The organism is Simplicispira sp. GW247-4R2A (assembly GCF_059424465.1).
In genome coordinates, this window is sequence record NZ_JBWKZM010000025.1 from 1 (window position 1) to 22,111 (window position 22,111).

Consider the following 22,111-nt stretch of genomic DNA (forward strand, 5'->3'; position numbering starts at 1 on the left):
TCCCGCCCGCTACGCCCTTGAGGGTGGGGGTGACTGGCTACCGGGCGGGCGATCTGCGTTGTTGGGCGGTGCTCGGAATCCTCACGTACCTCCAGTACGTTCCGGTTCCTGTGCTCCGGCCGCCTAGCCGCTCATCCCGCTCGCTACGCCCTTGCGTGCGGGGTCGGAATACAAGTGACAATTCCAATTGCCTATGCCTGCTACCCATTCCCTTGAACTGCTGATCCAGGCGCTGCGCCGCCTCCCGGGCGTGGGGGCGAAGTCTGCGGCGCGGATGGCGTTTCATTTGCTGCAGCACGACCGCGAGGGTGCGCAGGCGCTGTCGCGTGCGCTGGCGGGCGCGGTGGAGCAGGTGCGGCATTGCGCGCGCTGCCATACCTTCACCGAGACTGAGGTGTGCGCTGTCTGTCTGGACCCGGAGCGCGACGCGACGCGCTTGTGCGTGGTGGAGACGCCTGCCGACCAGGCGGCGCTGGAGCGCACCGGGGCGTTTCGCGGGCTGTATTTCGTGCTCATGGGGCGGCTCAGCCCGCTCGATGGCATTGGGCCGGCCGAGATCGGCGTCAAGGCACTGCTTGAGCGGGCACGCGACGGTGTGGTGCAGGAGGTGATTCTTGCCACCAACTTCACCGCCGAAGGCGAGGCGACCGCGCACGTGATCGGCGAGGCGCTGCGGCAGGGCGGCCTGGCGGTGACGCGTCTGGCACGTGGTGTGCCGGTGGGCAGTGAATTGGAATTTGTCGATCTGGGCACCATTGCCCATGCGCTGGCCGACCGGCGCTGATAGCGCAGCAGGTAGCCGCGCAAACCGGCACAATGCGCCGGAACTTCACAATGCCCGTCAGGGGCTGCCGCCACCATGAACCCTTCTGCACTTCCCCCGTTTACGCTGGCCTATTGGTGCGTACTGATCATGGCCGTACTACCGTTCTTCTGCGGCTTGTTTGCCAAGCGCGGCGGCGTGGGCAAGAAGCGCAGCGAGGGGGGCTACGACAACCACAATCCCCGCGCCTGGCTCGCGAAGCAGGAGGGTGCGGCCGCTCGCGCCAATGCGGCGCAGGCCAACAGTTTCGAGGCGCTGCCGTTTTTCATCGGCGCGGTCATCATTGCGCACCAGCTTGGCGCCCCGCAAGGCCGCCTGGATATGCTGGCGATTGCCTTCGTGCTGCTGCGCATCGTCTACATCGCACTTTACGTGGGTGACAAGGCGACCCTGCGCAGCACGGTCTGGGGTGTGGCGCTGATGGTCAATATTGCGATCTTGTTCAGCGGTTACCGCTGATCACCGCCTGAACGAAGGAATCCACCATGAACATCAACCTCAGTATTGGCCCGCTGGTGGCGCTCGTCGCGGGCATTCTCATCCTGGTGTTTCCCCGGCTGCTCAGCACCATTGTCGCGCTCTACCTCATCGTGATTGGCGTGTTCGGTCTGATTGGCGTGCACCAGTTGCGCTTCTAGGGCGATGCTGAATAAGTCACCGCGATGACGCGCGCCGTGCATCGGGATGGAATGCAAGGCGAAAACCGCAGCCATAGCCGTAGCTATGGCGAGGATTTGCAACGCCGCAGACCGCCCGAGGTACGGATGCGCGGCGCGTGAGGGACTTGTTCAACATTGCCCCAGGTGCTATTTGTGCTGTTTGCGCCTGATCTTGGCCGCCTTCCCTGCGCTGCGTGAGTGCTTTGCAGGCTTGCCAGCGGTGCGTTTGCCTGAACTGCCACGCGCGCTGCTCTTGGCCTGAGATATGCGCACGGGAAGGTAGAGCACCACACTCTGGCCCGGACGGAAGGCAGCGCCCGACTTCACGTCGTTCCATGAGGCCACATCGGCCGTTGTAATGTGGTAGCGCCGGGCAATGCTGGTGACACTCTCGCGCCGGCCGGCCTTCACGGTGGTGCGCCGTGTCACCACTTCGGGGGTAAAGGCAATCTGCCCGTTGTCGGCAACTGTGGATGTCACGTCGGCCTTGACGGTGGTGGAACGCGGCACCAGCAAGGCTGAGCCCGCCTTGATCAGCATGTGCGGCGGGATGCCGTTGATACTGCGCAAGTCGCGCTCGTCCATGCCGCTGCTGCGTGCTGCCTGGGCAACGCTCATGGTCGAGGGCAGGGTCCATACCGTCCAACTGGCGTACTGGCCCTGGGTATAGGCCTCGAAATTGCGCTCGAACGCTTTGGCGTTGTCCCAGGGCAGCAGGATCTGAGGGGTTCCGGCGGCCAGGATGACCGGGCGGTGCAGCGAGGGGTTGAGTTCCTTGAAGTCTTCTTCGCGGACACCGGCGAACTGCGCTGCCAGTGCCACATCGATGTCTCTGGAAATATCGATGGTGTCGAAATACGGGTGGTTTTCAATCAGCGGCAACTCGGTGGCAAACAACCGAGGGTTGGCGACGATATTTTTCACCGCCTGCAATTTGGGGACATACAACCGGGTTTCCGGGGGCATGGTCAGGTCGTCGTAGCCTGTGGGCAGGCCCGCCTTCTGGTTGCGTGCAATGGCACGGCTCACGTTGCCCTCGCCCCAGTTGTAGGCAGCAAGTGCCAGTTGCCAGTCGCCAAACATGTTGTAGAGCTTTTGCAGATAGTCCAGCGCCGCGCGGGTGGAGGCGAGTACGTCGCGCCGGTCGTCGCGAAAGGCATTCTGTTTGAGCTCGAAATAATCGCCCGTGGCGGGCATGAACTGCCACATGCCGGCCGCCTTGGCAGAGGAGACGGCCAGTGGGTTGAACGCGCTCTCTACATAGGGCAACAGCGCAAGCTCCGTGGGCATGCCTCGGCGTTCCAGCTCTTCAACGATGTGGAACAGGTATTTGCGCGAGCGCTCCGTCATGCGCTGCATGTAGTCGGGCCGACTGGCGTACCACTGCTCGCGGTCCCGCACCAGGTCGTTGTCCAAGTTGGGCATGGCAAAGCCACGGCGAATGCGGTCCCACAAATCTGTCGGTGCAAACAGCGGCGTCACGGTGTGGGTACTGGTCTGTGCGGCCGTAATCGGTTGCAGCGGGCCTTGCGGGTACAGCGGCGTGTGCGGGAAGGCCACGGCTGAAGACGGCGTGGCGCCTTCCTCGGTGGGGGTCTTGGGCTGGACGGGCGCTGCGCAACCGCTCAGCCACAAGGCGCCTGCGAGGCAGGCGATGTGCAGAAGTTTCTTCAAAATTGGTTTTTCCATTCACGCAGGGCGGCAAAGACTGCCGCCTCGTCGCGTGTATCGGTGTGGGGCGCATGGGCCGCCACGCTGGCAATGACTGCGTGCTCGCGGCTGCGCAGGAAGGGGTTGATGGCGTGCTCCATGGCAATGGTGGAGGGCAGGGTGGGCAGGCCGCGAGCACGCAGTTGCTCGCACTCCTGGCTGTAGTCGTGCAATTGGGTATTGCCAGGCTCCACCGCACGGGCAAAGCGCAGGTTGGCCAGCGTGTACTCGTGGGCGCAGCACACCCGCGTGTCGCCGGGCAGGGCAGCCAGGGCATCGAGTGACGCCAGCATCTGCGCTGGCGTGCCTTCGAGCAAGCGCCCGCAGCCGCCGGAAAACAGGGTGTCACCGCAAAACAGCAGTGGTGCCTCGCCAGGGCAGTGGGCGTAGTAGGCAATATGGCCTGCGGTGTGGCCGGGAACGTCCAGCACAGAGAAGCGCAAGCCCAATGCCGCGACCATGTCACCCTGCTGCACATGCTCAAAGGGTTCAGGGATGCGCTCGTGGGCTGGGCCTACCACATGGGCGCCGGTGGCGTCCCGCAGCGCGGCCACGCCGCCGACATGATCGGGGTGGTGGTGGGTGACTAGAATGGTTTGCAACGCCAGCCGGTGTTCCCGCAGGCACTCCAGCACGGGCTCTGCCTGCCCCGGGTCCACGACGATGGCTTGGCATGCGTCGTGCAGCAACCACAGATAGTTGTCGGAGAATGCGGGGATTGCTAACAGCTTCATGACCGCACAAATTATAGGTTTGCATCAATGGTTCGACTCTCCGCCCGGCCGCTACCTGCTGGAATGGGAGCAAGCGCGCTATGACGCTGCGGTGGCCGATGCCTTCGGCTACCACAGCTTGCAATTGGGCATGCCGCTGCTCGACGGCCTGCGTGCCAACCGCATGCCGCACCGCTGGCGGGCGCTGGCCCATCCCGACCTGTTGGCCGCAGCGCCGGCCCCTGAATTGCTAGCCGACCCCGTCGCTTTGCCCTTCCCCGAAAGCAGCATCGATCTGCTGCTGCTGCCCCACACGCTGGAGCTGAGCCACGACCCGCATGCGGCGCTGCGCGAAGCTGCGCGCGTGCTGGTGCCCGAGGGCAAGCTGGTGATCAGTGGATTGAACCCGGTGAGTTTGTGGACCTGGCGCCAGGCGCGCTCGCGCTGGTACCGCCGTATGGGCTGTGGAAGCCTGTATCTGCCGGATGGTGGCGAAGTGATCGGCCACTGGCGCCTGCGCGATTGGCTTCGGCTCCTGAGTTTCGAGGTGGAATCGCTGGAGTTTGGCTGCTACCGGCCCGCCGTGCGCAGTGCGCGTTGGCTCGATCGCTTTGCCTGGATGGACGCTGTCGGTGCGCGCGCCTGGCCGATTTTTGGCGCTGCCTATTTCGTGGTGGCCGTCAAGCGCGTGCACGGCATGCGCTTGCTCGAGCCGGCCTGGCGAACGGGCGCCAAGCACGCCGGCGCGCAAATCCCGGTGGCCAACCGCAGCGCTTAAGGCAATGCTGAACAAGTCCCTCACGCGCCGCGCATCCGTACCTCGGGCGGTCTGCGGCGTTGCAAATCCTCGCCATAGCTGCGGCTATGGCTGCGGTTTGCGCCTTGCATTCCATCCCGATGCACGGCGCGCGCCATCGCGGCGACTTGTTCAGCATCGCCCTCAGGCCCAACGAATTTGATGAAACTGGAAAGACTGGAAACACTGCGTGAACGAAATCGTGATTTACACCGATGGTGCTTGCAAAGGCAACCCAGGCCCCGGCGGCTGGGGTGCCGTACTGAAATCTGGCACCACCGAGAAAGAGCTGTTTGGGGGGGAACTGGGCACCACCAACAACCGCATGGAGCTGACGGCGGTGATTGAGGCTTTGACAGCGCTCAAGCGCCCCTGTGCTGTCACGCTGTACCTCGACAGCGAATACGTGCGCAAGGGCATTACCGAGTGGATTTCTGGCTGGAAAGCGCGCGGTTGGCGCACAGCGGCCAAGCAACCGGTAAAAAATGTCGAGCTTTGGCAGCGACTGGATGCTTTGGTGAGCGATGCCGGGCACCGTATTGAATGGCGCTGGGTCAAGGGCCATTCGGGTGACCCGGGCAATGAGCGCGCGGATGGCTTGGCCAATCGGGGCGTGGACCAGGCGCTCAGACGTGGCCAGACAAAAGCGTGAGCAAGGAATCGAGGTTGTTCAGCGCATGCTGCTGACATAGGCCACCACGGCGGCGATGTCGGCATCGCTCATCTGGCGCGTGTTGGACACCATGAGCGAATCGGCGCGCGGGCTTTTGCCGTCGCGGTAGAGCGTGAGTGTCTTTTTCAGGTAGTCGGGTTGCTGGCCGGCGATGCGGGCAATCTGCGCATTGCCGCGTCCGTTGTCACCGTGGCAGCGAAAGCAGATCTTGCTGAAGTAGTCCTTGCCTTGGGCCGCGAGCGCTGCGTCCTTGGCCGGCTGCGGCGCCACCGTCTGGGCCGAATAGAAGAGCACCATGCCGATCTTCTCATCGGCTTCCAGGGCGCGGATCATGCCCTCCATCCACATATCGCGGCGGCGCCCGTCTGCGAACTGGCGCACTTGCTCGAGCAGATAGGCTGCGTTCTGGCCTGCCAGGTTGGGTACGGACGGCTTGCTGCTGTTGCCACCCACACCATGGCAGTTGGCGCACACGGCGGCCACTTTGCGTCCGGTGGCCAGGAGCTGTTGCGCCAGTTCCGGGTCGGCCTGCGCTTGGGCAAAGCGCGCGTCCAGGTCGGTGCCAGCGGTGGCGCGTGCCCGGGCCGTCTGAGCGAGGGCGGCCGGGCAGGTGATGAATGCGATGACGGCGGCGAGAAAGGCGAGGAAGCGGAACATCGAATAATGACCTTATTAAATATAGGGAAATTATCGAGAGGCGCCCCAGGCCATGCCTTGACCGGTATCAATCACACGAACGAAACGGCTTTCCACCGACGCGGTGGCCGCTTCCGCGCTCAGCCTGCCATGCGGCTCATGGCGGCCTCGATCGCCTGGGAAGACGGCGGCCGCACCAGGCGCGCCACTTCTTGCCCGCCGCGCAGGAAGACCAGCGTTGGCCAGAGCTTGACGGCGAAACTTCGGCCCAGCGGCCGCCCCTTGCCGTCTTCGACCTTGATGTGGACAAGGTTCGGGTGGCCCTTGAAGGCCTGTTCGATGAGCGGTTGCGCTGCCTGGCAATGGCCGCACCATGGGGTGCCGAATTCAAGCACGGTGGGTTCGGCAAGCTGGTCTATCTGGTCGCGGCTGGGTTCGGCGGAAAGCGGGCGGGCGGTGTAGGGCATGAAGGGCTCCGTGAAAAATCTGTCCCAAGCGCAGTGAAGGGAGCATGCCGTGGCTTGTAGATGCATTCGCCTTCCGGCCGGCGTCCTGGAGGTTTTTTAAATCACGCCGTCAAATACCATCACGTCGACCATTTCGCCGGCGGCCACGTTGCCGCTTGCATGCGGCAGCACGATCAGACTGTTGGCGCGCACCATGGAGCTGAGCACGCCCGAGCCCTGGTTGCCGGTGACGCGCACTTCGAGTTGGCCGTCGGCGCCCACACCGACCAGGCCCCGTTGGTATTCGGTGCGGCCCGCTTTCTTGCGAATCGCCTCGCTGCTGCGCGCGCGCAGCAGCGGTGGTGGCGCCTGGGTGCAGCCCATCATGCGCAGCAGGGCGGGGCGCACAAACGCGAGGAAGGTCACCATGACCGCCACCGGATTGCCCGGCAGGCCAAACAGCAGCGCTTCGTTGGGAAATATATTGCTCCTGATAAATGAGCTGCTAGCGCTTTCTGCGTATGCGCCAGAGCCATTTTTGACCCATATTTTGTCGCGTGGAATGCGCCCCACCGCCATTGGCCGGCCGGGGCGCATGGCAATGCGCCAGAACGCCACGTCGCCCAGCTCGCGCATCATGCTGCGGGTATGGTCGGCTTCGCCCACGCTCACGCCCCCGCTGGTGATGACGGCGTCGGCCTGGGCGGCAGCGCGCGCAAAGGCGTCCCGCAGCAGCGCGGGGTCGTCCCGCACCACGCCGAGGTCGATAGCCTCCACGCCAAGGCGCGTGAGCAGGCCGAACAGTGTGTAGCGATTGCTGTCGTACACGGCGCCCTCGCGCGGGGGCTCGCCCAGGCTCAGGATTTCGTCGCCGGTCGAAAAATACGCCACACGCAGGCGCCGCAGCACCTGCACCTGCGCCATGCCGAGACTGGCCAGCAGGCCGATTGCCGCGGGCGTGATGCGCTCGCCGGCTGCCAGCGCCCCGGCGCCCTGCATCAGGTCCTCGCCGGCCAAGCGCCGGTTGTCGCCGGCGCGCAGCAGGTCTGGCGCGATGTGGATGTGCTCGCCGTCGGCCTGTGTGAACTCCTGCGGCACCACGGTGTCCAGCCCTTCGGGCATGACCGCGCCGGTCATGATGCGCACGCATTCGCCGCTCTGCACGCTGCCGCGCCAGGCCGCACCCGCCAGGGCTGTGCCGACCACGCGCAGGCGCAGGCTCTGGCCGGGGCGCAGCGCGCCGCCGTCAAAGGCGTAGCCGTCCATGGCGGAGTTGTCGTGCGGCGGCACGCTCACGGGGGAAACCACGTCTGCAGCGAGCACGCGGCCAAGGGCGTCGTGCAGAGCGACGGTTTCACGCTCTTGCACCGGCTGCACCAGGCGCTGGAGAAACGCCGTCACCTGGGTACTGCTCATCGCCTGCGGGTCGTAGCCCTCCAGGCTGGCGGCGATCTGTTCGATGCTGGTCATGGCGCAGGCTCAGGTTGGGCTGCGCGATTCCAACGCTTGCAGCTCGGCGAGGGTGTTGGCGTTGAAGAAGGCGCTGGCGTTGTCGCCCGGTGCATCAAAGGGGACGATGGCACAGCGGTGCTGGCTTGTCCAAGCGTCGATCTTGCGCCCGCCGCCCTGGGTGAAGCGCACCAGGCTTTCCAGCAACTCGACCCGCAGCAGGCAGAACACCGGCTGTGGCCGCACTTGCAGGCTGCCGTCCTTGCCCGCTTCGGGCGCGGCGGCCATGGCGATATCGGCCTGTTCCTGCTCGGCCGCCTGCGCCAGGCGCTGGGCCAGGTCCAGCGGGAACAGCGGGGTGTCGCAGGGCACGGTGAGCAGCCAGGGCGTCTCGCAGCGCTCCAGCCCGGTGAGAAAACCCGAGAGCGGGCCGGAAAAGTCGCTGTCGCCATCGGGCCACACCGGCACGCCAAAGGATTCATAGGCCGCCAGGTTGCGATTGGCGTTGACCATGGTCGCGCCGACCTGCCTCTGCAGGCGCAGCAGCGTGTGCAGCGCCAGCGGCACGCCGCGAAACGCCTGCAGGCCTTTGTCCACCCCACCCATGCGTGAGCCGCGGCCGCCAGCGAGGATCAGTCCGGTGATGTTCTGGGTGTCAATCATGGCGGTTTGCCTGCGCGGCGGGGGCCGCGCAGGAGAAGAAGAGGGAAAGGGTTGGCGCGCTACCCACCGATGTAGCTCATTTCAACGCGGCGTGGCGCGGCGCTGTCTCGGCTGGCGTCGGCGGGCAGGCTGGCGCGCAGCTCGGAGTAGCGGTCAGCCCGGCCTTGCCAGATGGCGGCGATGGCGTCGTTCAGGTTGGCGTCGCTGGCGCCGCCGCGCAGCAGCGCGCGCAGGTCGTAGCCCTGGCCGGCGAACAGGCACAAATACATGCGTCCCTCGGTGGAGAGGCGGGCGCGGTTGCAGGCGCCGCAGAACGCCTGGGTGACGCTGCTGATCACGCCCACCTCGCCAAGCAGCGGGTCATGGCGGCCAGCGGTGTCGGCGTAGCCCCAGCGCTCGGCGGTTTCGCCTGGCGCGCTGGGATCGAGCGGCACCAGCGGCAGCTCGGCGCGCAGCAGGGCGATCACCTCGCGGGACGGCAGCACTTCGTCCATGCGCCACCCGTTGGTGGCGCCGACGTCCATGTATTCAATGAAGCGCAGTGTGATGCCGGTGCCGCGAAAGTGGCGCGCCATGGGCAGAATTTCGTGCTCGTTGGTGCCGCGCTTGACCACCATGTTGACCTTCAGGCCCGAGAGGCCTGCTTCGCGTGCCGCGTCGATCCCTGCCAGCACGTCGGCCACCGGGAAGTCCACATCGTTCATGCGCCGGAACACGGCATCGTCAAGCCCGTCGAGGCTGACGGTGACACGGTTCAGGCCAGCTTCCTTCAAGGCGTGTGCCTTGCGTGCCAGTAGCGAGCCATTGGTGGTCAGCGTGAGTTCAGGAGGCTGACCATCGACCGTGCGCAGCGCGGCCAGTTGCGCCACCAGATCCTCAATGTCCTTGCGCAGCAGCGGCTCGCCGCCGGTGAGGCGAATCTTGCGCACGCCATGCGCCAGGAACGCGCGCGCCAGGCGGGTGATTTCCTCGAACGTGAGCAGCGCGCTGTGGGGTAGGTAAGCGTGTTCCTTGTCGAACACTTCCTTGGGCATGCAGTAGTTGCAGCGGAAGTTGCAGCGGTCGGTCACGCTGATGCGCAGGTCGCGCAGCGGCCTGTTCAATGTGTCGACCAAACGGCCCGATGGCGCCGCGCCCGTGCCCGCCGGGACGGCAAGCGCCGCCACCCGGGCATCGACCAGAGGAATCACGCGTTCAGCCATGCCCCGATTTTGCCGCACACCCCGAATAGGGTCATTCGCGGTCAGCAAGATTCACACGCAGCGCGCCCCATCCACCTCGATGCAGACGCCGCTGATGAACGCCGCCTCGTCGCTGGCGAGGTACAAGGCGGCGTTGGCCACATCCAGCGCGGTCGAAAAGCGCCCCAGCGGAATGGTGGCGAGAAACTTCGCCCGGCGCGCCTCGTCCACCGGGCCGCCGGCGAATTCGGCGGCCAGGCCGGTGTCGGGGTTGAACACGGGGTTCAAGCAATTGACGCGGATGTTCTCGGGCCCGAGTTCTGCGGCCATGGATTTGCTGGTGGTGATCACCGCGCCCTTGGAACCGTTGTACCAGGTCAGGCCTGGCCTGGGCCGCAGGCCCGCCGTGGAGGCGATGTTGATGAAACTGCCGCCACTCCTGGCCCCATCGGCCAGCGGTGGGTTGGCGCGCATGGCTGGCACGGCGTGGATGGCCGAGAGGTAGATGCTTTTCACGTTGATCGCATAGACCTTGTCGAAGTCCTCCTCGCACACTTCCAGCATGGGGCGGTTGCGGTGCGTCCAGCCGGCGTTGTTGACCACCACGTCGAGTCGGCCGTAGAGGCGCACGGCCTCCGCCACCAGGGCTTTCACCTCGGCAGAGCGGGTCACGTCGGCGCGAAAGAACTGCGCCTCGCCACCGGCAGCCCGAATCGCCAGGGCCACGCGCTCGCCCGCATCGGCGTTGATGTCGTTGACGATGACGCGTGCGCCCTCGGCGGCCAGGCGCAGGGCAATGCCCTCGCCAATGCCGCTGCCGGCGCCGGTGACGATGATGGACTTCTGGGCGAGACGCATGGGCGGGTCTTTCGTGACAGTTGGAGGGACGGGGTGCTGGCCCGAAGAGTGCCTATTCTGGCGCGAAGCAGGCGGGCGGAGTGGCTGTCTCGTGCACTGCTGCGACTTGATGCGGATCAGGTCGTTGAGCGCCGTGCCGCAACACAATCCGGGCTTGGGCCCAACCCGGGCCTTTTGGAGCCCATTGTGATTGCGCATTCTTCCTGCCGCCGCTCTCGCCTCGCCACCCGCCGTGCCGTGGTGCAAACCCTGGCAGCCGCCTTGCTGCTTCCCGCCATGAGCGCAGCACAAGCGCAGATTGCGGTCTCCACGGCCATTAACCGCATCGCCCGCTACCGCGCTTTGTCGCAGCGCATCGCCAAGGCCTATGCGCAAATGCAACTGGCGGTGCTGCCCGATCAGGCGACCAGCGTCATGGCATCGGCCAGGAAGCTGGTGCGCTCGGGCTTTGACGATTTGGCGAGCGTGCCCTGGCCCGCAGACCTGGCGCAGCAAATCACCGAGGTCCACAAATCGGTGGATACGCTCGAAGCGCTGCTCGTCATGCCGCCCACCGTGCAGTCGGTGGCCGCCGTGGCGGCGCAGGCCGACCGCATGCTGGCCGTCGCCAACACGGCGACCGAGGCGTTCGAGAAATCGTCCAAAGCGTCTACCGCGAAACTGGTAAACCTTGCCGGCCGCCAGCGTGCGCTCTCGCAGCGCCTTGCCAAGAACTATTTTCTGCTGGCCACCGGCGGCGATTTCAAAGGCGCGCGGGCGCAACTGGCAAGCGATGCGGACGAGTTTCACAAAGCCATGGCGACCCTGGCCTCAGCGCCGCTGTCCACGCCCGCCATTCGCGACGAGTTGGCGCTGGGCGATGGGCAATGGCTGTTCTTCAGCGCGGCCTTGCAGCGCAAGGCCGATGCGCGCGGCCTGGCTGATGTAGCGACCACGAGCGAGCGCTTGCTGGAAGTGACCGACCGCCTTACGAATCTGTACGACGCGGCGCTCAAGCAAGTGCTGGGCTGAGGTGCTGGGCGGAAACGCTGGCGATACGCCTGACCGGCGCTGAAACGGCCGTCAGCCGTGGCGGATGGCCACGGTCTTGAGCGTGGTGAAGCCATACAGCGCTTCAAAACCCTTCTCGCGCCCATAGCCCGACGACTTCACGCCGCCAAACGGCAGTTCCACCCCGCCGCCCGCGCCGTAGTTGTTGATGAACACCTGCCCGCATTGCAATCGCCGCGCCATCCGCAACTGGCGTGCGCCCTGCTGAGTCCATACGCCGGCGACCAGGCCGAAGCGCGTGCCATTGGCCAGCTGCACCGCGTGGTCCTCGTCGTCAAAGGGCATGGCACAGAGCACCGGCCCGAAGATTTCCTCTTGCGCCAGACGGTGCTCCGGGGGAACATCGCGCAGCAAGGTGGGGGCCGCGTAGAAGCCGCCCGGGGGCGCCTCAGGGACCACGCTGCCCTGGGCCACGGTGGCAATACCGGCGGTGTGGGCATCTTCCAGGAAGCCCAGCACGCGCTCCTTCTGCGTGGCGCGGATCAAGGGCCCGACGTCGAGGTCCATGCTGGCCGGCCCGGCGCACAGGCCTGAAAACAAGGCGCCCAGGCGTTCGAGCAGCGGCTCGTACAGGCTGCGCTCGACCAACAGGCGCGAACCGGCCGAGCAGGTCTGGCCTGCGTTCTGCACGATGGCGTTGACGATGGCGGGGAGCGCCGCGTCCAGGTTGGCGTCGGCAAAGACGATCTGCGGGCTCTTGCCGCCAAGCTCCAGGGTCACCGGGCAGTGGCGTTCGGCGGCGGCCTGGGCGATCAGCGTGCCGACGCCGGGACTGCCGGTAAAGCTGATGTGGTCAATGCCGGCGTGGCGGGCCAGCGCGTCGCCCACCTCGTGCCCGTAGCCGGTGACGATGTTGATCGCGCCGGGCGGAAACCCCACCTCGGCGGCCAGCTGCGCCACGCGCAAGAGCGACAGGCAGGCGTCTTCGGACGGTTTGGCGACGCAGGTGTTGCCCGCTGCCAGCGCGCCGCCCACGCTGCGGCCGAAAATCTGCATCGGGTAGTTCCACGGGATGACATGGCCTGTGACGCCATGCGCCTCGCGCCAGGTCAGGACGCTGGTGCCTTCCTGGTAGGGCAGGGTCTCCCCGTGCAGCTTGTCGCAGGCGCCGGCGTAGAACTCGAAGTAGCGTGCCAGTGCCAGGACATCGGCGCGCGCCTGGCCCGTGGGCTTGCCGCAGTCGCGTTGCTCCAGCGCGGCGAGTTGGTCGCCATGCGCCGTGATGGCATGGGAGAGCCGCATCAACAGCCGCCCGCGATCGGCCGGCGCCATGGGGCGCCACAGGGTCTCGAAGCAGTGGCGCGCCGCCTGTACGGCGCTGTCGATGTCGCTGGCGTCGCTGCGCTGGAGGTGGTCAAAGACCTGCCCGTCCGACGGATCAATGACGTCGAGCGTGCGACCGCTGGCCGAGGCAACCGGTTCGTTGGCGATGAAGTTGTTTTGCATGAAAAACATTGTGCGGCAAGCCTGCGTGCATTGCAAAAGTTTTTAAGCAAAATAGGCCTCTGTCGCCTTTATATAAAGCTTTGTAAGCTATAAAATAAATAGCACTTCCAATGCTGTACTTGCCTGCACGGGTGTTGCGGTACGACTACCATGTGGGTGCCGATGCGTCACACGGCGCGTCCCGCGTTTCTGCCCTGCAGTGGGCTTTTTTTGTGTTCTGTTTGGAGTTTGAGCGTCATGACCGTGTTTTCGATCCGCCCGCCACAGGCCCTGCCTCTGTGCCTTGCCACTGCCCTTGTTTTGGGCGCCTCCGCCGCATCGGCGCAGGACGTTCAGGTGGTGAAAATCGCCCACGCCGGACCGGTTTCTGGCGGCATTGCCCACATTGGCAAGGACACCGAAAACGGCGTGCGCATGGCGGTTGATGACCTGAACGCCGAGAAGCTCACCATCGGCGGGCACAAGATTCGTTTTGAGCTGATTGCCGAGGATGACGCGGGCGACCCGCGCCAGGCCACTGCCGTTGCACAGAAGCTGTGCGACCAGAAAGCCGCCGGCGTGGTCGGGCACCTGCAGTCGGGCACGTCGATTCCCGCCTCCTCTGTGTACGCCAAGTGCGACCTGCCCAACATTACCGCCTCGGCTTCCAACCCCGATTTGACCAAACCCGGCTACCCCACCACCTTCCGCCTGATCGCCAACGACAACGCGCTCGGCGGCGCGCTGGCGCTGTTTGCGGCCGACTACTACAAGCTCAAGAACGTCGCCATCATTGACGACCGCACGGCTTACGGCCAGGGTGTGGCTTCCGTTTTCAAGGAAACGGCCAAGCAAAAGGGCATGAATGTGGTGGCCGAGGAGTTCACCACCGACAAGGCGACCGACTTCATGGCCATCCTCACCAAGATCAAGAGCAAGAAGCCCGATGCCATCTTCTACGGTGGGCTCGATGCGCAGGCTGGCCCCATGCTGCGCCAGATGGAGCAGCTTGGCCTGGCCAATGTGAAGTTCTTCGGCGGCGACGCGCTGTGCACGCCCAAGCTGCCCGAGTTGGCCGCCAAGGCCGCCACGCTGCGCAACGTGACCTGCGCCACGGGTGGCGCTTCGGTGGACAAAATGCAAGGCGGTGCCGACTGGAAGAAGCGCTACGACGCCAAGTTCCCCGGCCAGTTCCAGATCTACAGCCCCTATGCCTACGACGCCGCCATGGTGCTGGTCGACGCGATGAAGCGCGCCGACTCGGTCGACCCCAAGGTCTTCACGCCCTTCATTCACAAGGCGCAGTACCACGGTGTCACGGCCAACATTGCGTTCACGCCCAAGGGCGAGTTGACGGAACCTGCTGTCACGCTCTATACCTACAAGGACGGTTCGCGCGTAGCGCTGAACTAATTCCCGCACAAGGCACGCCATGTACCAGCCACCGCAGTTCCGTTCCACCGACCCGGCCCACGCGCGTGCGCTGATGCGTTCGCACCCCTTGGCGAGCCTGGTGTCCACCGACGACAGCGGGTTTCCGGTGGTCTCGCACCTGCCGCTGCACCTGCGGGAGGTGGACGGTGAGCCGGGCGAAGCGCTGGTGCTTTTGGGCCACTGCGCGCGCGCCAACCCGCATTGGCGCTACCTCGCGGCGCGGCCGCAGGCGCTGGTGACGTTTCTGGGGCCGAGCGCCTACCTCTCGCCCGCGGTCTACCCCGACCGGGCGCGCGTGCCGAGCTGGAACTACCTGGCCGTGCATTGCCGCGTCGAGGCGACGCTGGTGGACGAGGCAGAGGGCAAGGACGCACTCCTCAAAGCGCTGATCGGCCAGCACGAGCCGCCCTATGCCGCGCAGTGGCGCGCCCTGGACGAGGACTACACCAGCAAGATGCTCAAGGCCATCGTCGGCTTCGAACTGCGCGTGACCGAGCTGCAATGCACGCTCAAGCTGAACCAGCACCGCCCCGAGTCGCACGCGGCGCTGCATGCGCGCTACCGCGCCGGTGATGCCGACGCCCAGGCGCTTGCACATTGGATGGAAACGCTGGGGCTGGTTTCGACACAGGAGAAATGACATGCGCGCTGGTCTGGGGCTGGTTGCTTTGCTGGTGGCCCTTGCGCTGGTCGCGCTGATGACCCGCAAGAGCCTGGACACCACCCGTGCCGCCGTGCCGGCACTGCAGAGCGTTCCGGCCAGCGGTGCCTCCGCACCAGCGACGGTGCGCGACCAAAGCCAGCAGATTGAGCAGAACTACAAGAAGGCGCTGGAAAACGCGTTGAACCAACCGCGGCCTGAACCGGCAGAATGAATTTCAAGTCAAATTGGCCTCTAGCGCATATGCAGTAAGCGCTACAAGCTATTAATTTGGTAGTTCTTTGGACTCTGACACCCACTTCATGCAACTGGCGCTGGCCGAGGCCCGCGCCGCCGCGGCCGCAGGCGAAGTGCCTGTGGGCGCCGTGCTGGTACGCGGCGGCGAAGTGGTGGCAACCGGCCGTAACGCCCCCTTGCAGGGCCACGACCCCACGGCACACGCCGAGATCGCCGCGCTGCGCGCTGGAGCGCAGGCGCTGGGCAACTACCGGCTGAGCGACTGCACGCTGTACGTCACGCTGGAACCCTGCGCCATGTGCAGCGGCGCCATGCTGCACGCCCGGCTGGCGCGTGTGGTGTTTGGCGCCGCCGACCCCAAAACGGGCGCCGCCGGTTCGGTGCTCGACCTGTTCGCCCATCCGCAGCTCAACCACCAGACGCAGCGTGTGGGCGGGGTGCTGGCAGAGGAATGCGGCGCCTTGCTCGCCTCCTTCTTCAAGGCCCGCCGCAGCGAGCAGCGCACGCGCGCCCTGGCTGCCCACCCGCTGCGCCAGGACGCGTTGCGCACGCCGGATGCCTGCTTTGCCGGCCTGCCGGGTTACCCATGGGAGCCCCATTACCTCAGCGATCTTCCCGCGCTGGCCGGCCTGCGCCTGCACTACCTCGACGAAGGCCCGCGGGATGCACCGCTCACCTGGCTGTGCCTGCACGGCAACCCGGCCTGGAGCTACCTCTACCGGCACGTGGTTCCCGTGTTCCTTGCCGCTGGCCACCGCGTGGTGGCGCCCGATCTGATCGGTTTTGGCAAGAGCGACAAGCCCAAGAAAGACGCCTTTCACACCTTCGCATGGCACCGCCAGGTGCTGCTGGAGTTGATTGAGCGGCTTGACCTGCAGCGCTGTGTGCTGGTGGTACAGGACTGGGGCGGCATTCTGGGACTCACCCTGCCGATGGAAATGCCCGCGCGCTTTGCCGGTTTGCTGGCCATGAACACGCTGCTGGCGACGGGCGAGCAGCCGCTGCCCCCAGGTTTCATGGCTTGGCGCGAGATGTGCACGCAAAAGCCCCTGTTTGGCGTGGGACGGCTGCTGGGCCGTGGCAACCCGCAGATGACCGAGGCGGAATGCGGCGCCTACGACGCACCTTTCCCGGATGCCGGCTTTCGCGCCGCGCCGCGTGCCTTTCCGCCCATGGTGCCCGGCACCTTGGATGCGCCGGGCGCCGCTCTGTCACGGGCGGCACGTGATTTCTGGCAGAACGACTGGACCGGTCGCAGCCTGATGGTTGTTGGCGCGCAAGACCCGGTGTTGGGCGTTTCCGTCATGCGGCATCTGGCAGCGCAGGTACGTGGTTGTCCGCCGCCCGTGGTGCTGCCGCAGGCCGGGCATTTCGTGCAGGAGCATGGTGGGCCGATTGCGCGGCAGGCTGTGGAATACTTCGGGCAGCCCGGTCGTGCGGCCTGAAACCGCGGACCGCTGAACGTTTTACTTGCGCCTTGCCGCACTTTCGCCTTGTCCCACGATCACCATTTCCACACGCCCGGCGGCGGCTGCGATTGCGGCCATACGCACGGCCCGCGCCACATCTATATTTATTCGCCTTCGAGCGCGGTGCGCGACAAGGCGGCGTTTCGCCGTGGCGTCAAACGGCTGCAGGCGCTCGGCCACGAGGTAGAGGTCGACCGCGACGCCTTGGCGGTGCACACCCGTTTTGCCGGCGACGACGCCACGCGCATCGCCGCCATTGCCCGCGCGGCTGCCAGCGGCGCCGATGTGGCGCTGGTCTCGCGCGGCGGCTATGGGCTGACCCGCATCCTGCCGGGCATCGACTACGCCGCAGTGGCCAAGGCGGTGGAAGGCGGCATGCGCTTTGTCGGTGTGAGCGACTTCACCGCCTTCCAGAGCGCGGTGCTGGCGCGTACCGGCGCCACCACTTGGGCCGGGCCCGCGCTGTGCCCCGATTTTGGCGTGGTAGGCGAGCCAGACGACATCATGGAAGCCTGCTTTGACGACCTGCTCACCGGCTACGGTGAAGGCACGGGCTGGCGCCTGCCGTATCCACGCAGCCGCGTCGCCCGCGAGAGCACGCCGGACTATGCGTTCGAGCTGCACGACGCGCCGCTCTGGGGCGGCAACCTCGCCGTACTGGCCTCGTTGGTGGGCACGCCCTGGCTGCCGCAAGTCGAAGGCGGTGTGCTGTTCTTGGAAGACGTCAACGAGCACCCCTACCGCATAGAGCGCTTGCTCACGCAACTGCTCTACGCGGGGGTGCTGGCGCGGCAAAAAGCGGTGCTGCTGGGCCAGTTCACCGGGATTCGCCTGGCGCCGCACGACAAGGGGTTCGGCATGGACAGCGTGGTGCAGTGGCTGCGCAGCCAGATGGCGGTGCCTGTGCTCACCGGTTTGCCGTACGGCCATGTCGCGACCAAGGTGCTGCTCCCCGTGGGGGCCAGGGTCGATCTGGCGGTGCAAGGGCGCGATGCCATGCTCGTCTGGGGACACCAGCACTAGCCAGTCGCCAGCGAAGGTCGGTGGCTTAAACCACGGCGCCGTGTGGTGTCAGTGCCGCCGCGCCACTGTGTGTGACCAGTGCCGCTGCCCGCTGCGCCGCGTACAGGCCAAGGCGCACCATGGTGCGGTGGTTCATGTCCACCGTCACGCTGGTGTGCGCCAGCGCCGACTGCACGCGCGGCTTGCCGGCTGCGGTGGGGTGAATCTGTGGTTCGTGACAGTGCGCGCCGCTCGCGTCGAGCACGCTGGCCACCAGCGGCATATTGGGCTTGTCGCCCCGGCGCAGCACGATGGCGGTATCACCGTTGTCCAGGCGCACAAAGGTACCAGGCGGGCACAGGCCCACGGTGCGGACCAGCATCAGGCCGACTTCGTCGTGCTGGTCGATCTCCTGGCCGACCAAGGCGCGTACCGAATCGGTGGCGCTGCGCCCGGCGCGTGACTTGCGCGGGCTGATCATGGCGGCGTAGCGGTCGATGGTGCCCAGAATGCGGGTAAGGCGGTCTACTGGCGACAATTGCGCCAGCAGTGTTGACGCGGGCAGATTGCCGTGGTGCTGGCCCACGATGTCGAGCCACAGGTCATTGCTGATGTCCAATTGCTCGAGCAGGTCCTGGCTTTTGCGTGGGTGTTCGGCAATGGCTTGCCGCTGCGCGGGACTGGGCGCTTCGCGTTGCACAGCAAGTTCGTCCTGCATCTGTGTCATGCCGATGTTCATGGTGAGCGCGGCGCGCACCAGGGCATTGCGTTCGTGGTCGGGCAGGTTGAACTCGCGTGCCATGATGTGGCACAGCGTGCCGCAGACCAGCGCGTGCGATGCGCTGTAGCCTACCGTCGAGGTCGAGGCAAGCTGGAACATCAGGTAGAGCGATGCATCGATGTCGTGCGCTACGAGTTCCTGTAGCCAGCGGTCGAACTGGCGCAGCTTGGCACCGAAATCGTGCACATGGGTGGGCCTGGAGAGCAGCACCGACAGGGCGGATTCCAGATCTCCCCAGAGACTGAGCAAGTCCTCATACTCTTCGTCGTGGGGGTTGCGCGCCAGCGCCTCGGTTGCCATCAGCGCTTCTCTAGCACCATTTGCTGGGCGTTGCGCGTCATTTGCAGTTCCGACAAAAAGCTGTTGCCGAGCAGCACAAAAGGCATGGGCTGTGGGGTGACGACAGCATCAATGCCAAACAGCTCGATACCGCCCAGGCGCACCGAATCGAGCTTGACCTGCCAACCTTGTGCGGTACCGTTGGCCGTGCGTATGCCTACCATCCGGCCCTTGCGAAAATCTAGCCCCATGCGTTCGGCGTCGGCTTGGCCCATGGCAACCATTGAAGCGCCGGTATCGACCATGAACATGGCCGTGCGCCCATTGACCTGGCCTTGCTGCATATAGTGGCCCAGGCTGTCGGGCGCCAGCACCACGCGCTGGCTCGCGCCGCTCCCCCCGACGCTCACTGGGGCGCCCAGGCGCAGATTGCGCCGCTGGCCATCGACCTCGACCACCGCGCTGTCGCCGTTGACGGAGATCAGGGTGATGCCAAGGTAATGCTCGCCGGGTGCCACCGCGTGCGGCGCGCTGCCCCCCACCACCAGCAAGGCCTTGCTGCCCAGTACGCCGGCCAGCACGGCATCGGCCGCTTGGGCCGTTGCCGCGGCGCCGAGCGCAAGCCCCAGCGCCAGGTACGCTGCGGCAAGACGGGGCGTGGCGCGGGCCATGTCAGTCGCGAAAGTTGTTGAAGGTCAGCGGCATATCGGTGATCTCCTTGCGGATCAGTGCCATCGCTGCCTGCAGGTCGTCGCGCTTGGCGCCGGTGATGCGCACCTTCTCCTCTTGAATGGCCGCCTGCACCTTGAGCTTGCTGTCCTTCATCAGTCTTTGCAGCTTCTTGGCCAGCTCGCTCTCGATGCCGTTGCGCACTTTGATGACCTGTTTGACCTTGTCGCCGCCGACCTTCTGTGGTTTGCCGATGTCGAGGAAGCGCACGTCCACGTTGCGCTTGGTCAGCTTGCCCCGCAGCAGGTCTTCCACTTGCGTGAGCTGGAATTCGGCGTCACCGAACATCGTGATTTCCTTGTCCTTCAGCTCCACGGCGGCCGATGTGCCTTTGAAATCGAAACGCGTGCCGATTTCCTTGGCCGCGTTCTCCACGGCGTTCTTCACTTCCACAAAATCGGCTTCACAAACGGTATCGAACGATGGCATGGCAGCAGGACTCCTCAAGAAAATGCGCCCGGATAGGGGGCAAATGCGACAATTCGCCCAATGTTAGTCGAGAAAAACTGCTCGCTTCAGCCCTACAACACCTTTGGCATCATGGCCCGTGCGGAAACACTGGTGCATGTGCGCTCGGTCAAGGATGTCCAGGAACTGCGAGCCTTCCCAGCGCTGGCCAGCCAGCCTTTGTTCATTTTGGGCGGCGGCAGCAATGTGGTGCTCACCGGCGATGTCCAGGGCGTGGTGGTCAAGGTGGAAATTCCCGGCCGGCGCCTCGTCGCGGAAACCTCAGATGCCTGGATCGTGGAGGTTGGCGCCGGAGAGAACTGGCACGACACGGTCGCATGGACGCTGGCCCAGGGTTGGCCCGGTCTGGAAAACCTGGCACTCATTCCCGGCACGGTGGGCGCCGCGCCCGTGCAGAACATCGGCGCCTACGGTGTCGAGTTGCAGGACCGCTTTGATTCGCTGGATGCCATCGACCTGGTGACTGGCGAGACTTTCACGCTGGACGCGGCGCAATGCGGCTTTGGCTACCGCGATTCGGTCTTCAAACACCCGCCTGCTGAAGCGGCGCAAGCCGGCAGCCCGCCGCGTGGAATGGGCCTGGCGGGCCGCGCCGTCATCGTCCAGGTGCGTTTTCATCTGCCCAAGCTTTGGCGCCCTGAGCTGGGCTATGTGGAACTTGAGCGCCGCGCGCAGGAAGCTGGCGCGGTGCCGACCACGGCGCAGCAGATTTTTGACTGGGTGTGCGAGATCAGGCGCGCCAAGCTGCCCGACCCCGCCGTCATCGGCAATGCCGGCAGCTTTTTCAAGAACCCCACCGTCACGCCCGAGCAGTGCCAGGACATCATCGCCCGCGACCCCAAAATCGTGCACTACGCGCTGCCCGACGGCCGCATCAAGCTGGCGGCCGGTTGGCTCATCGACGCCTGCGGCTGGAAGGGCAAAACCGTGGGCAAGGCGGCGGTCTATGAAAAGCAGGCGCTGGTGCTGGTCAACCGCGGCCACGGCACCGACAGCGTGACCGGCGGGGAGGTGATGACGCTGGCCAAGGCCATACAGACCAGTGTGTATGAGCGTTTTGGCATCCGGCTGGAGCCGGAGCCGGTGGTGGTTTGACGCATTTTTTTGGGTGGCTGCGGGCACCTCTTTGATGGGGTGGCGACGCAGACAAGCCTGCGAGCGGTGCTGCGCGAACGCATGGCCGTGGCGCTGTCCGATCCGCGTGGCACGCAAGAGGTGAATACAATCGCCACCCGGCACTATCGCCACCACATGGGTTCCCTCGCCCCCATTCATCAAAAAGGAGTGCCATGAGCACCATCCAGGCAACGCCGACGCGCGTGCCGCTGTACCTGTCCCTCCTGGTGGCGTCCCACGTCGCCATCGTCATCGCCAGCAATTACCTGGTGCAACTGCCTATCACCCTGCTGGGCTTTCACAGCACTTGGGGGGCGTTCAGCTTCCCCTTCATTTTTCTGGCGACCGACCTGACCGTGCGCCTGATCGGCAAGACGCAGGCGCGCCGCGTGATCACCCGCGCCATGCTGCCCGCGCTGCTGGCCTCGTACATCGTCGGCGTGCTGTTCCACCAAGGCCACTTCAATGGTTGGAGCGCCCTGGGCGACTTCAACACCTTCGTGTTTCGCATCGCATTCGCCAGTTTTGCGGCCTATGCACTGGGTCAATTGCTCGACATCCAGGTGTTTGACCGCATCCGCCAGCGAAGCCGGGCCTGGTGGCTGGCGCCCGCGGCAGCTTCGGTGTTCGGCCAGGCGCTGGACACGGCGGCCTTTTTCTCTATCGCCTTCTGGCACAGCCCCGATGCCTTCATGGCTGCGCACTGGGTTGAAATCGCCTGGGTCGATTACGCCATCAAGCTGGGCGTGAGCCTGCTGCTGTTCGTGCCCGCCTACGGTGTGGTGCTGGCCGCCATCGTGCGCTCCATCGGCCGTGCACCGGAGCCCGCCGCGGCGTGACAAAAGAAAACCGC

The 22,111-nt window shown here is 65.5% G+C and carries 25 protein-coding genes; 13 read left to right on the top strand and 12 right to left on the bottom strand.

Annotation, left to right across the window (positions count from 1 at the left end; translation table 11 throughout):
- Positions 1 to 193: 193 nt before the first annotated feature.
- From recR to AC07ZH_RS15640, 3 genes are all read left to right on the top strand, one after another.
- On the top strand, positions 194 to 784 hold the full coding sequence (gene recR, locus AC07ZH_RS15630; RefSeq protein WP_119110556.1) for a recombination mediator RecR: 591 nt from the start codon (positions 194 to 196) through the stop codon (positions 782 to 784).
- 75 nt (positions 785 to 859) lie between these two features.
- Positions 860 to 1,282, top strand: a complete 423-nt coding sequence (locus AC07ZH_RS15635) for an MAPEG family protein (RefSeq protein ID WP_119110555.1) — start codon at positions 860 to 862, stop codon at positions 1,280 to 1,282.
- Between the two features lie 26 nt (positions 1,283 to 1,308).
- Positions 1,309 to 1,461, top strand: a complete 153-nt coding sequence (locus AC07ZH_RS15640; protein WP_495200465.1) for a DUF3096 domain-containing protein — start codon at positions 1,309 to 1,311, stop codon at positions 1,459 to 1,461.
- Positions 1,462 to 1,629: 168 nt separating this feature from the next.
- Here AC07ZH_RS15640 and AC07ZH_RS15645 read toward each other — a convergent pair whose 3' ends face one another.
- The gene (locus tag AC07ZH_RS15645; RefSeq protein WP_495200466.1) at positions 1,630 to 3,156 is read right to left on the bottom strand and encodes a transglycosylase SLT domain-containing protein; all 1,527 of its coding nucleotides are present in this window, start codon (positions 3,154 to 3,156) and stop codon (positions 1,630 to 1,632) included.
- Positions 3,153 to 3,926 (bottom strand): hydroxyacylglutathione hydrolase, encoded by a 774-nt coding sequence (gloB, locus tag AC07ZH_RS15650; protein ID WP_495200467.1) that lies wholly within the window; start codon positions 3,924 to 3,926, stop codon positions 3,153 to 3,155. The genes AC07ZH_RS15645 and gloB overlap by 4 nt, the downstream gene beginning before the upstream one ends.
- On the opposite strand from gloB, the gene AC07ZH_RS15655 reads away from it, so the two are divergent.
- Both AC07ZH_RS15655 and rnhA read left to right on the top strand, forming a co-directional pair.
- Entirely contained in the window at positions 3,925 to 4,683 is a 759-nt protein-coding gene (locus AC07ZH_RS15655; protein WP_495200468.1) for a class I SAM-dependent methyltransferase, read from the top strand. The two genes, gloB and AC07ZH_RS15655, sit on opposite strands and share 2 nt — an antisense overlap.
- A gap of 208 nt (positions 4,684 to 4,891) precedes the next feature.
- The gene (gene rnhA, locus AC07ZH_RS15660; RefSeq protein WP_495200469.1) at positions 4,892 to 5,353 is read left to right on the top strand and encodes a ribonuclease HI; all 462 of its coding nucleotides are present in this window, start codon (positions 4,892 to 4,894) and stop codon (positions 5,351 to 5,353) included.
- 18 nt (positions 5,354 to 5,371) lie between these two features.
- Here rnhA and AC07ZH_RS15665 read toward each other — a convergent pair whose 3' ends face one another.
- The 6 genes from AC07ZH_RS15665 to AC07ZH_RS15690 form a co-directional block, all read right to left on the bottom strand.
- Positions 5,372 to 6,031: a c-type cytochrome gene (locus tag AC07ZH_RS15665; protein ID WP_495200470.1), complete on the bottom strand. Its 660-nt coding sequence runs from the start codon at positions 6,029 to 6,031 to the stop codon at positions 5,372 to 5,374.
- A gap of 119 nt (positions 6,032 to 6,150) precedes the next feature.
- Positions 6,151 to 6,477 carry a thioredoxin family protein gene (locus AC07ZH_RS15670; protein ID WP_495200471.1) on the bottom strand — a complete coding sequence of 109 codons (327 nt, stop codon included), beginning with the start codon at positions 6,475 to 6,477 and terminating at the stop codon, positions 6,151 to 6,153.
- 96 nt (positions 6,478 to 6,573) lie between these two features.
- The gene (moeA, locus tag AC07ZH_RS15675) at positions 6,574 to 7,926 is read right to left on the bottom strand and encodes a molybdopterin molybdotransferase MoeA (protein ID WP_495200472.1); all 1,353 of its coding nucleotides are present in this window, start codon (positions 7,924 to 7,926) and stop codon (positions 6,574 to 6,576) included.
- Between the two features lie 9 nt (positions 7,927 to 7,935).
- On the bottom strand, positions 7,936 to 8,568 hold the full coding sequence (gene mobA, locus AC07ZH_RS15680; protein WP_495200473.1) for a molybdenum cofactor guanylyltransferase MobA: 633 nt from the start codon (positions 8,566 to 8,568) through the stop codon (positions 7,936 to 7,938).
- 59 nt (positions 8,569 to 8,627) lie between these two features.
- Positions 8,628 to 9,770: a GTP 3',8-cyclase MoaA gene (gene moaA, locus AC07ZH_RS15685; protein WP_495200474.1), complete on the bottom strand. Its 1,143-nt coding sequence runs from the start codon at positions 9,768 to 9,770 to the stop codon at positions 8,628 to 8,630.
- Positions 9,771 to 9,821: 51 nt separating this feature from the next.
- Complete coding sequence (locus AC07ZH_RS15690) at positions 9,822 to 10,607, bottom strand: SDR family oxidoreductase (protein WP_495200475.1); 786 nt, start codon at positions 10,605 to 10,607, stop codon at positions 9,822 to 9,824.
- Between the two features lie 186 nt (positions 10,608 to 10,793).
- On the opposite strand from AC07ZH_RS15690, the gene AC07ZH_RS15695 reads away from it, so the two are divergent.
- Positions 10,794 to 11,618: a type IV pili methyl-accepting chemotaxis transducer N-terminal domain-containing protein gene (locus tag AC07ZH_RS15695; RefSeq protein ID WP_495200476.1), complete on the top strand. Its 825-nt coding sequence runs from the start codon at positions 10,794 to 10,796 to the stop codon at positions 11,616 to 11,618.
- Between the two features lie 51 nt (positions 11,619 to 11,669).
- Here AC07ZH_RS15695 and AC07ZH_RS15700 read toward each other — a convergent pair whose 3' ends face one another.
- A complete protein-coding gene (locus AC07ZH_RS15700) occupies positions 11,670 to 13,103 on the bottom strand; it encodes an aldehyde dehydrogenase family protein (protein ID WP_495200477.1) in 1,434 nt (477 codons plus the stop codon).
- A gap of 237 nt (positions 13,104 to 13,340) precedes the next feature.
- On the opposite strand from AC07ZH_RS15700, the gene AC07ZH_RS15705 reads away from it, so the two are divergent.
- The 5 genes from AC07ZH_RS15705 (at position 13,341) to AC07ZH_RS15725 (ending at position 17,906) form a co-directional block, all read left to right on the top strand.
- Positions 13,341 to 14,495, top strand: a complete 1,155-nt coding sequence (locus AC07ZH_RS15705; RefSeq protein WP_495200478.1) for a branched-chain amino acid ABC transporter substrate-binding protein — start codon at positions 13,341 to 13,343, stop codon at positions 14,493 to 14,495.
- Positions 14,496 to 14,514: 19 nt separating this feature from the next.
- The gene (locus AC07ZH_RS15710) at positions 14,515 to 15,156 is read left to right on the top strand and encodes an FMN-binding negative transcriptional regulator (RefSeq protein WP_495200479.1); all 642 of its coding nucleotides are present in this window, start codon (positions 14,515 to 14,517) and stop codon (positions 15,154 to 15,156) included.
- 1 nt (position 15,157) lies between these two features.
- The gene (locus AC07ZH_RS15715; protein ID WP_495200480.1) at positions 15,158 to 15,391 is read left to right on the top strand and encodes a hypothetical protein; all 234 of its coding nucleotides are present in this window, start codon (positions 15,158 to 15,160) and stop codon (positions 15,389 to 15,391) included.
- Between the two features lie 67 nt (positions 15,392 to 15,458).
- Complete coding sequence (gene tadA, locus AC07ZH_RS15720) at positions 15,459 to 16,859, top strand: tRNA adenosine(34) deaminase TadA (protein ID WP_495200481.1); 1,401 nt, start codon at positions 15,459 to 15,461, stop codon at positions 16,857 to 16,859.
- A gap of 48 nt (positions 16,860 to 16,907) precedes the next feature.
- Positions 16,908 to 17,906 carry an LD-carboxypeptidase gene (locus tag AC07ZH_RS15725; RefSeq protein WP_495200482.1) on the top strand — a complete coding sequence of 333 codons (999 nt, stop codon included), beginning with the start codon at positions 16,908 to 16,910 and terminating at the stop codon, positions 17,904 to 17,906.
- A gap of 25 nt (positions 17,907 to 17,931) precedes the next feature.
- Here AC07ZH_RS15725 and AC07ZH_RS15730 read toward each other — a convergent pair whose 3' ends face one another.
- The 3 genes from AC07ZH_RS15730 to AC07ZH_RS15740 are packed head-to-tail and all read right to left on the bottom strand — an operon-like array spanning position 17,932 to position 20,103.
- Positions 17,932 to 18,966 carry an HD-GYP domain-containing protein gene (locus AC07ZH_RS15730; RefSeq protein WP_119110539.1) on the bottom strand — a complete coding sequence of 345 codons (1,035 nt, stop codon included), beginning with the start codon at positions 18,964 to 18,966 and terminating at the stop codon, positions 17,932 to 17,934.
- Positions 18,966 to 19,616 (bottom strand): retropepsin-like aspartic protease family protein, encoded by a 651-nt coding sequence (locus AC07ZH_RS15735; RefSeq protein WP_495200483.1) that lies wholly within the window; start codon positions 19,614 to 19,616, stop codon positions 18,966 to 18,968. Before AC07ZH_RS15735 ends, AC07ZH_RS15730 begins: the two co-directional genes overlap by 1 nt.
- A gap of 1 nt (position 19,617) precedes the next feature.
- On the bottom strand, positions 19,618 to 20,103 hold the full coding sequence (locus AC07ZH_RS15740; RefSeq protein WP_119110537.1) for a YajQ family cyclic di-GMP-binding protein: 486 nt from the start codon (positions 20,101 to 20,103) through the stop codon (positions 19,618 to 19,620).
- Between the two features lie 60 nt (positions 20,104 to 20,163).
- On the opposite strand from AC07ZH_RS15740, the gene murB reads away from it, so the two are divergent.
- Together murB and AC07ZH_RS15750 are read left to right on the top strand one after the other, a co-directional pair.
- Complete coding sequence (gene murB / locus AC07ZH_RS15745; protein ID WP_495200484.1) at positions 20,164 to 21,237, top strand: UDP-N-acetylmuramate dehydrogenase; 1,074 nt, start codon at positions 20,164 to 20,166, stop codon at positions 21,235 to 21,237.
- Between the two features lie 194 nt (positions 21,238 to 21,431).
- Positions 21,432 to 22,097, top strand: a complete 666-nt coding sequence (locus AC07ZH_RS15750) for a 7-cyano-7-deazaguanine/7-aminomethyl-7-deazaguanine transporter (RefSeq protein WP_495200485.1) — start codon at positions 21,432 to 21,434, stop codon at positions 22,095 to 22,097.
- Positions 22,098 to 22,111 lie beyond the last annotated feature (14 nt).